This is a genomic window from Mesobacillus boroniphilus JCM 21738 (genome assembly GCF_000517385.1).
GTDB classification, from domain to species: Bacteria; Bacillota; Bacilli; order Bacillales; family Cytobacillaceae; genus Mesobacillus; species Mesobacillus boroniphilus.
In genome coordinates this window covers 1-8,722 of sequence record NZ_BAUW01000121.1, presented here as the reverse complement: position 1 = coordinate 8,722, position 8,722 = coordinate 1, and the positions used below count along the sequence as shown (strand labels likewise).

Genomic DNA, 8,722 nt, shown 5'->3' with positions numbered 1-8,722 from the left:
AATAAACAGGCGTTTTTATTATAATTAAAAATAGTAAAATTGCATAATTATTTTCTATTAACTAAGATTTAAAACACATACCTATCGGTAGTATGTAGTGTTTATAAACATAATTAAAATTAGTAAAAGCACTACAGAAACAAACGGAGCAGGTTAGTGGAATAAGGATAGATCTATATTGCTTTAGTGAGTATTAGCCTAAAAATAAATTAGGGTGATGTAAATGGACAAAAAGTTTTCCCTTTCATTGCCTCTTATTTGTATCAAAATAATATGGAATAAAACAGTAGAACCCTTAATTAGTTATATTATCATCTGGCTTGGGGATAAAGAAGTTTTATGCCAATTTGAAGTTATCTTCCTCCTTTTTGTCAGGAGAAAACTACCTAAACATAAAACGAAAACGATAATGGTGCTTCATTCCTAAATTATTTTCAAATATTGGTAGTTTTACAGGTGTATCTATGTCTAATTATGTAGAAAAACATCTAAATTTCATGTTGGGAAAATTTCTGCATAATGAAATACAAAAGAAATGAAAAGGTAAAGTATCCATATAGCGCCTTAAACATGAATGTTTATTTTATAATAATATGATGTTGGGAAACATTTTTCTTCTTTTTGATATTTAATACAAATTTGCTATTAATGAATATATTAAGACGAAAAACTAATTCCTTTTTATGGAATATCATGCTACACTGAATCTAGTAACCGGTTACAATAAATTTTAGGAGGATAAGATGACTTTTCAAAAGAAACTTTATTCCGCTGTATTAGCAGGAGCATTGACTTTATCTATTGCTTCAATGACTTCTTTTGCAAGTAACTACTATGATACTGCATTTACTTTTAATTTTGATATCGGGACTAATGTTGCCTATACATCAGCACGAGCTAAGGATGATAATACGTCGGCATATATGAAGCTGCAAAAGCTTCAAGGAGGGACCAATCCTACTTATACAGCTTCTGTAGTCAGAGAGAATTATACAAATTTCTCAAAGACATGGTATTACTCATTTAGCAGTGTCAACATTAATCAGGGACGCTACCTATCTAATTATGCTTATGAAGACGATGGCGCAGGTGTGAAAGTGCGGATTAAAGCAACACGAGGCGCTGACCCTAATGGATTTTATGGTTCAGGACTTTGGAGCCCGGATTCTCTTTAACTTGGTTTAAACAAGGCCGGTGGTTGGAAAAATTCTTTCTAACCATCGGTTCAAAGTAAGGAATACTAGGAGGAGTAAACATGTTTAAAAAAATACTCCCAATTATTTTTGTTACGCTGCTAGCATTAATTTTAATAGGAATCAAGGTATATCCTACTCTTAAAAGTAAGTATATGGCCGAAGAAAATGTGATTAGTAAAGATGCTGGGAGCCCTGCTAAAGAAAACACTCAACACATTGATCAAGTGAAAGAATCTGAGTTTCCTTTCGCGATGAAAGCGGAAGAAGATTTTGCAAGGAAGTATCCAACTCAATTTGAAATTGTGAAGAAAATGTATTTTTCATGGGATTATATTCGAAATGCTCAAGGTGTATTTGAATATGGTGATGAGAGCAAAGGAGAAGTTGCACATATAACTTTTCACTTGGATCTAGCCAAGATGAGTAATAAAGCAGATTATGTAAAGACAAAGAATGGCAAGGTGGTTGAGGAAATCAATTTATTATATAAAGATGGCATTGCTATTCGGCAAAAACCAAATCAGGGTCTATTCACGAAAGATACGGATATGAATAAACAAAACCATTACCTGAGTTTATTCAATGACGTTGTGATTAACAGTGAATGGTACACACTGATTTATAATAATTACCCCGATTGGAGCTATAAGGAAGGAAATCAATTTGGAATGCCAGTTTATCAAATTGAAGGGTGATTGCCAATAGCACTTCCGAAAGCTTAGCTGGCCCTTTTACAATGACCGTTTCTAAAGAAACAGGTGCGTTGTTGGATTTAAAAGCTTACGGGAATAGCAAGGAAGCGATTCTCACTCTCAACTTAAAAGAGATTTCTATTAACAAAGGAATTGAGGATGGGATATTTCAATTGGATACATCAGGTGGCCAAGAAGTGTCGAACCTTGATTTCAACATTAGCGGAATAGAAAATTATCAGGAAAAGAGTGGGGGAGACGGTCCGTAATGAGCCCTCATAAATATGTCCCCCAAAAGACATCCATTTATTTTATGGCTTATTTCCTGCTCATAATGATTGTAAGTATCAAAGTTGCTGATAAGGAATCCAGCAATTCTTTATTTGATATATAGTCAATTTAAGAATGGGCGGGAGTGCGAGCATCATGACTCTCGTATTTGGTGTTCTTCCAATACTGGCTATTTTGCTTCCAACGATGATAGATAAATATGAACAAGATATTGTGGTCTTAAGAATTAAGCAAAAAAGAAAACTACTCAACCGCCTTTTCATTTTTTCAATATTTCTAAGTGCATTCTTTACCGTTGTGATGATGATGGGCGGAATCGTTGCTTCCTGGTTTATAAACGGTCATATAGAAAATTTTTGGCCAAGCAAGAAAGGGACTGTTTATTTTTGATCGAGAATAAAGATTCCTTTTCGCAATATATCTCCTATTTTGAAAACATTAGGGTTTGGGGAAGCATAATTAGTTCAAGATTTTTATCTGTCTTGTTTATTGCAACAGCTGTGATCTTTTTAAAAACAGTTCTAAAAAAGAATATTTTAGTATTCTTTTCAGCAATCATTATATTAGGAACCGACGGTATATTATTCAACCAGTTCAGTTTATTTCTTGGGAAGGCAAAAATGAATTTAGATACTTGGCTGGATTCTGAAGAACAGTGGTTTAATTTCTTATATTTTATATTGGTCATTACTGTATTCTATTTAGTTTCCCGGAAAATTTACGATAAAAAAGAATTCTATGATTAATTTTGGTAGGGTGATTGAATGCTTAAAATGGAACTTAATCGGATTAGAAACAGGCCCATATTCTGGATACTGATACTTGCTGGGCTTATATATGCTTTAATTCCCGTTGTGAATACATGGCCAAAGGAGTATCTGATGATTTTTATGTATTTTATCCCCGCAGTGCGTTTGTGAGCTGGATGTATTTCATTGGTGATACATATATGGTCTATTCATTGACTTTCCCCCTGCTTGCTTCTCTGGCCTATTCAGATGCTATGCAGAAGATTTTAATACAGGTTTGATTAAAAGTGTATTGACCAAAGTTGAAAAAGGTAAATATTTGACCATCCGGTATTTCGTTAATTTTATGATTGGGGGTTTGGTAGCTGTTTTTCCGCTAATCATAAACTTTATAGGAGAGATGGCTGCTTATCCTTTGATAGAAAACAACTATTATTTTGGAATGCCTCTTGTCATACAAGGTTCTTTTTGGCCAGAGCTATTTTATAACCATCCAATCCTTTACATACTTCTAAGATTATTTATTCTGTTTTTATTCGGCGGGATGCTGGCTTCAATTGGTTTAGCCGTTTCGACATTCGTTAAAAATCGATACATTGTTTTAATTGTACCTTTCTTACTTGTCTTAGGAATCGATGTGCTTTCCAGTGCGATAGGAAATCTGTCTCTAAGTCTACTGTTCTTGGGAAATGTTGAGACGACTTGGGAGATACCGGTGATATTGTTTGTAGGGATATTCGGGAGTTTTGTTTGGTACTATACCGTGGGTGGCAGAAATGAAACGATTTAACATATTACGTGTTTCCATCGCCGGATTGATCTCACTAAGAAAAGTATGGTTTTGGGTTGGCGTTTACTGTCTGTTTGCCCTGTGGTTTTTGCTCGTAGTTGCGAGAAAAGGTGAATGGTCGGATAGGGGAATTTTTGATTTGATTGCTGATGTTGGAGGATGGCAGGGAGGGACAAACCATCATATGTTTCTTTTGGTGGCTATCCCCGTGATTGTCACGATATTGACTAGACTGGTTGAGAAACTTGAAAGTGCTTTTTATGTTCTCAGGTTTCATTCCAGGTTCCGCATATGGCAGATACAAGCCGTATCGGCTATTTGTTTATCATTTTTTTGGCGATTCTCATTTTAGGAATATCATTTCTAATTGGAGGAATGCTCGTTGGCTGGGATAATACCTGGTTAAGTTCAAAAGGCACAATCAGTATATTATTGGATGACGAAGAAAAGTTCCAATCAATCCGCGAAAATTTAAGTTCAACTAGAATAATCCTGACTATTTTTATCACAAAATTACTGGGTTTTTTGATGATTTCCATGGCCGTTCTTTTTCTGAAAGATTTTTATTAAAAACAGCGCATTTATCATGATTATCCTTATAGCCCTTGTAGGGTTGGATTATACAGGTGTTCTGCATATTCCTATATTCACCATGATGGCAACACTTTCCATACAAAATTGGATCGATCCATTGCTGACTTTGTATCGATCTGTGTACTTACTTGTACTTTCCCTGATATTTTACGCTGTAGCAGGATGGCTATATGAAAGAAGGATTATCTTTCATGACTACACCTGTCATATTGAAACTGATCATAAGGGACATGCTTTATAGTTGGTCATACGGAAAGCATAAATATATCATTTTTTTCTGTATCCTTTCTTTTTTATCGGTGGCGACGAGCTTGCAATTGAAACCCTTTGGAAGCAATAGCTCTGGTGTCTTTTATTTTTTGCTGAAAGATAATGGCTATATTAGAGTCATCAGCGATTATGAAGTTCCTGTATATTGGGTATTTATCCAATTTTATATTCAATTCCTGATTGGTGATTTTTTATTTGATGATCAAAAAAATCGCAATTATCTATTGTTAAGGAGTCATGCGAAGGGATCCTACATTCTCGCGAAGATGGGCTGGGTATTGGCACAGAATATTTTGATCTATTTAGGAATCTATTTTGTTATTTATATATCTTCAGGCCTAGTCCTGAATGATTTTTCTATAGGTTCTTCTCCCTTTTTTAGCAACCATATTGACCCAACCTTGCAATATCCGATAACACCCGGTCAGCTGACTTCCGTATCATAACTGGGTATTTTTTGACTAGCTTAGTTTTATCAAGTATCCAGCTCCTTTGTATCCAATTTATTTCCCCTTTTATTACTTACTTTGGGGTTATCATCTTAAGCGGGATATCGACATTTTCCGATATCAAATGGTTGCCAGCCATTCACTCCATGATATTGAAACAAGCAGTATTTGATTCGGACCATAATCTTACATTTCATTTTTCAATAGTATATTCCGTTGTACTCTATATATTGGTTTCTCTAGCTGCATACAGTGTCTTCAGGAAAAAGGATATTCTCTAGGGGGATAAAGAAATGACTGAATCGTTCTTTGTAAAAGCAAATAATGTATCGAAGGAAATAAACAAGCAGCCAGTTTTAAAAAATATAAACTTGTCTTTGAACAAGGGAAAGATTTATGGTTTTAGAGGAAAAAATGGTTCAGGCAAAACAATGTTATTCAGAGCTCTATGCGGTCTAATTATACCAACCGAGGGCACAGTGGATGTTGGAGGCGTAACATTGGGAAAGGATGCCTCGTTCCCTCTCAGTGTTGGTGTTTTAATTGAGTATCCGGGTTTTCTGAACAATTATACTGGATTCAAAAATTTGAAGATGCTGGCAGAGCTGAATGACTTGATTGACGATGAGCGAATCAGGGAATCCATTCGCCTGGTGGGCCTGGATCCGGAAGATAAGCGGAAATATCGAAAGTACTCTTTAGGGATGAAACAGAGACTTGGACTTGCCCAGGCTATAATGGAAAAACCGGAATTAATCATTTTAGATGAACCCACCAATGCGTTGGATTCAGATGGGGTGGAGGAATTAAAAAAACTGTTACTGGATTTGAAAAACGAGCAAAAATGTATTTTAATAGCCAGTCATGATAAAGAGGAATTGGACTACTTATCCGATGAAATTTTCCTGATGGAGAATGGGAAAATTGTCGATCATTACGATCTGGGAGAAAAGCAATGAATAGGGGAACAATAATTCTTTTAGCAGTTGCCTTTATTGTCATCGCTGCTGGCTGGGGTATACGCGTCTACCAGGTAAATGTAGATGTTGCAAAGAGTTATGAAATCCAAATGCACAAGAAAGGCGAAAGGGTGGCCTTTGAAAATGTAGCTTTGGAGGTAAAAGACTTTCATTATGGAGAAGAACAAAAAGAAGAAGGCTATGAGTTCGTTCCTGTGGAAATGGAAATGGAAATAATCAATGAATCGGAGAAAAATCTCTCCATAATCAAGGTAATCGAATCAAAGCTTGCTTTCGGTATGGATTATTACCAAACCATCGAAGGGGATTTTGATGTAGAAAAATTAAGGAATTTACCGCCTGAAACAAAAACAAATATTACCTTAATCTTTAATGTGAAGCCTGAATACAAGAATAAAAAAGCGAAATTGTATATTGATCAAAGTCTATATTCTTCAGAAGTGAAAGAAAAATATAAAAAAGGGAAAAGATTAGGCATAGCAATTGAACTTTAACTAAATCGAAAAAAGCCCCGTTTTATTTGTTTGTATTCAATACTTTATTTAATGGAGTGTGTAACCCAGGCTATTCGAGACCTAGAAAAAAGTACGTGTTTAAAAAATGGAAAGACTTCCTTTAATAATTTAAATTTGTGAAGAACTGCACTTAAACAAACGGGGCAGGTTAGTTCAATAAGAAATCACAAAAGTAATGAGCATTTACTATAAAATAAGATTAAACGGGGGTAAGATGCGAAAAGTTTATTTAGATAGAATAGAATTAACTGGAGCCATAAATGTAAATTTATAAGATACTGAGGTTATACCAGCAGGTACAATAATTCATATTGGACGGGGACTTTACTGGGGGTGTATTCTTGGATAGGTTTCTATTTATTTTTGGACTAATAATATTTGCATTTTGCCTTATTTTCTTTGTTATGAATTTCGTCGGGGAATATGATGGAATGATACTATTTGGGACATTGTTTGGAATGCTAAATGCAAGTATTGCATTGGGTGTTTCTGAAATATTAAGAGAATTGAAAAGCAAAAAATAAGCAATATGTAAAACAATGTACTTAAACTATCGGGTGCGTTGAACCAGGAAGGATTAACCGCCTTTTCTTACGATTAGTCAACCTTCTTCTACACTGAATTTTTATTATGTAACATATGAAAGCAATGCAGACTAAATAGGTCTAGCTAATCTTCCTTTTTTTACTAGACCATATAGTTATGATATGATTTTAGTAACTATGATTGGGTGGCTAACCGGAAATCATAGTTCATCTTGTGTGTAATAAGATGGAAAATGCTCTTTAAAAGCTTATTCACACAGGCGATGGACGCAACCTTATGACACTTGTTATAGGGTTGTGTTTTTAATTTATCGTAGTATTCGACAATGTGATTATGCCTAAACGACGGTGCCTAATCATATTTTGGACAATGATATATAGAAGTTTACGAAGATGCTTGTTGCCTCGTTTATTAATCTTGTCCTTGTAGAAGGTCTTTCCTGATTGATACCGGCGTATATCAATTCCGGCAAATGCATTAAGCTGCCTATTGTTGTCAAAGCGACGGATATCCCCAATTTCCGCTATTAGGCGAACTGCAGTGTTGGGTCCGATCCCAGGAAAACTGAGGAGTATATGGTATTCAATGCGATTTTGTGCCAGCCGGACCATATCGTCGATGCAACGCTCTTTCGAGGATAGGAGTTCCTGATACCGTCTTGCATAGGATTTGAGTTGTTCACAAAGCACGTCGGATGATGAAACAGCCGGGTAGGAAATACGTGCTGCTTCAAGAAGTTGAAGTGCTTTCTTTTCAGCCCTGGCAGGCGATATGTTTTTCTCTGTACACTTTCTGATTTTGTTTTTTATTACCGTCTTTGAATGCAGGAGGACTAAATCAGGGTGAGGAAACAATTGCACGATGTTCAGGAACAGGTCAGATTTCGTTGTAAAGATCTTTTCCAGCTCAGGAAAGGTCTGTTGGATCACTTTATGCATCCGGTTGCGTATTACAGATAGCTCATCATCCAGTTCACTGTAAAACCGGGATAATGACTTCAATTGTAGAAAGAGTTCTTCAGTGCCTTTACGGTTTAACCTGTTAGTGGAAAAGTGAGTAAGGGCTAGTTTATGGGCATCGCTCTTATCCGTTTTGTGTATCCGTAAAGAATCACATTGCAGCTTTGCTTCTAGGGGATTTAACGGACAAAAGGTAAAACCATTTTCATTCATGAACCGCTCCAATTGCCTGGAGTAAACCCCTGTTGATTCAAAGACAATATAGGGTTGCTCGCCATAACTCTCGGTTAATTCTTCAATTCTATGCTTCAAAGATATAAAGTCTGGCCTTGAATGATTAATTTCACCTTCAAAGATGCATTTCTTTAAAGCACTGTAAATCACCATGTAACTTTTTCCCATACTTACATCAAAAGCAATAACATGTTTCAATTTATCCCTCCTAAGTGTGTTGAAGTTCTCTCACTTACTCTTATCGATTCCCATTTCTTATACACGATCTCAAGGATCCAACATACTCAAACCTGATTCAAATAAGGTAAGTGAAGAAGGTCAGTTTTTGTTACGGATTCTAAATCCCAAAGGCGGTTCCGACCTAATCTTCATTTATACTATATAAAAAATAGTAGTGCCAACCAATGCCTTGGTCTGCACTACTAATCTTAGTATGTTTTTGTTGAACTCCTTATTG

Annotated in this window: 9 protein-coding genes and 1 pseudogene; 9 read left to right on the top strand and 1 reads right to left on the bottom strand. The window is 35.7% G+C overall.

Features of this window, described 5'->3' with window-relative positions:
• Nucleotides 1-743 precede the first annotated feature (743 nt).
• The 9 genes from JCM21738_RS19835 (at nucleotide 744) to JCM21738_RS19785 (ending at nucleotide 6,505) form a co-directional block, all read left to right on the top strand.
• Complete coding sequence (locus tag JCM21738_RS19835; protein ID WP_023613847.1) at nucleotides 744-1,175, top strand: DUF2712 domain-containing protein; 432 nt, start codon at nucleotides 744-746, stop codon at nucleotides 1,173-1,175.
• A gap of 80 nt (nucleotides 1,176-1,255) precedes the next feature.
• Nucleotides 1,256-1,891, top strand: a complete 636-nt coding sequence (locus JCM21738_RS19830) for a hypothetical protein (RefSeq protein WP_035209981.1) — start codon at nucleotides 1,256-1,258, stop codon at nucleotides 1,889-1,891.
• 41 nt (nucleotides 1,892-1,932) lie between these two features.
• Nucleotides 1,933-2,157: a hypothetical protein gene (locus JCM21738_RS19825; RefSeq protein ID WP_148296151.1), complete on the top strand. Its 225-nt coding sequence runs from the start codon at nucleotides 1,933-1,935 to the stop codon at nucleotides 2,155-2,157.
• 157 nt (nucleotides 2,158-2,314) lie between these two features.
• Nucleotides 2,315-2,569, top strand: a complete 255-nt coding sequence (locus JCM21738_RS19820) for a hypothetical protein (RefSeq protein ID WP_035209977.1) — start codon at nucleotides 2,315-2,317, stop codon at nucleotides 2,567-2,569.
• A gap of 636 nt (nucleotides 2,570-3,205) precedes the next feature.
• Complete coding sequence (locus tag JCM21738_RS19810; protein WP_035209973.1) at nucleotides 3,206-3,718, top strand: hypothetical protein; 513 nt, start codon at nucleotides 3,206-3,208, stop codon at nucleotides 3,716-3,718.
• Nucleotides 3,719-4,009: 291 nt separating this feature from the next.
• Nucleotides 4,010-4,288 carry a hypothetical protein gene (locus JCM21738_RS19800; protein ID WP_148296150.1) on the top strand — a complete coding sequence of 93 codons (279 nt, stop codon included), beginning with the start codon at nucleotides 4,010-4,012 and terminating at the stop codon, nucleotides 4,286-4,288.
• Between the two features lie 194 nt (nucleotides 4,289-4,482).
• Entirely contained in the window at nucleotides 4,483-5,028 is a 546-nt protein-coding gene (locus tag JCM21738_RS19795; protein WP_035209966.1) for a hypothetical protein, read from the top strand.
• Nucleotides 5,029-5,324: 296 nt separating this feature from the next.
• Nucleotides 5,325-5,990 carry an ATP-binding cassette domain-containing protein gene (locus JCM21738_RS19790; protein ID WP_023613853.1) on the top strand — a complete coding sequence of 222 codons (666 nt, stop codon included), beginning with the start codon at nucleotides 5,325-5,327 and terminating at the stop codon, nucleotides 5,988-5,990.
• A complete protein-coding gene (locus tag JCM21738_RS19785; protein WP_023613854.1) occupies nucleotides 5,987-6,505 on the top strand; it encodes a hypothetical protein in 519 nt (172 codons plus the stop codon). Before JCM21738_RS19790 ends, JCM21738_RS19785 begins: the two co-directional genes overlap by 4 nt.
• 741 nt (nucleotides 6,506-7,246) lie before the next feature.
• Here JCM21738_RS19785 and JCM21738_RS19775 read toward each other — a convergent pair.
• Nucleotides 7,247-8,463 (bottom strand): annotated as a pseudogene (locus JCM21738_RS19775) (IS110 family RNA-guided transposase).
• Nucleotides 8,464-8,722 lie beyond the last annotated feature (259 nt).

Coding starts and splice junctions, on each gene's coding strand:
- JCM21738_RS19790 (WP_023613853.1), top strand. CDS start 5,325: ATGACTGAATCGTTCTTTGTAAAAGCAAATAATGTATCGAAGGAAATA.
- JCM21738_RS19795 (WP_035209966.1), top strand. CDS start 4,483: ATGAAAGAAGGATTATCTTTCATGACTACACCTGTCATATTGAAACTG.
- JCM21738_RS19820 (WP_035209977.1), top strand. CDS start 2,315: ATGACTCTCGTATTTGGTGTTCTTCCAATACTGGCTATTTTGCTTCCA.
- JCM21738_RS19830 (WP_035209981.1), top strand. CDS start 1,256: ATGTTTAAAAAAATACTCCCAATTATTTTTGTTACGCTGCTAGCATTA.
- JCM21738_RS19800 (WP_148296150.1), top strand. CDS start 4,010: ATGGCAGATACAAGCCGTATCGGCTATTTGTTTATCATTTTTTTGGCG.
- JCM21738_RS19825 (WP_148296151.1), top strand. CDS start 1,933: ATGACCGTTTCTAAAGAAACAGGTGCGTTGTTGGATTTAAAAGCTTAC.
- JCM21738_RS19785 (WP_023613854.1), top strand. CDS start 5,987: ATGAATAGGGGAACAATAATTCTTTTAGCAGTTGCCTTTATTGTCATC.
- JCM21738_RS19835 (WP_023613847.1), top strand. CDS start 744: ATGACTTTTCAAAAGAAACTTTATTCCGCTGTATTAGCAGGAGCATTG.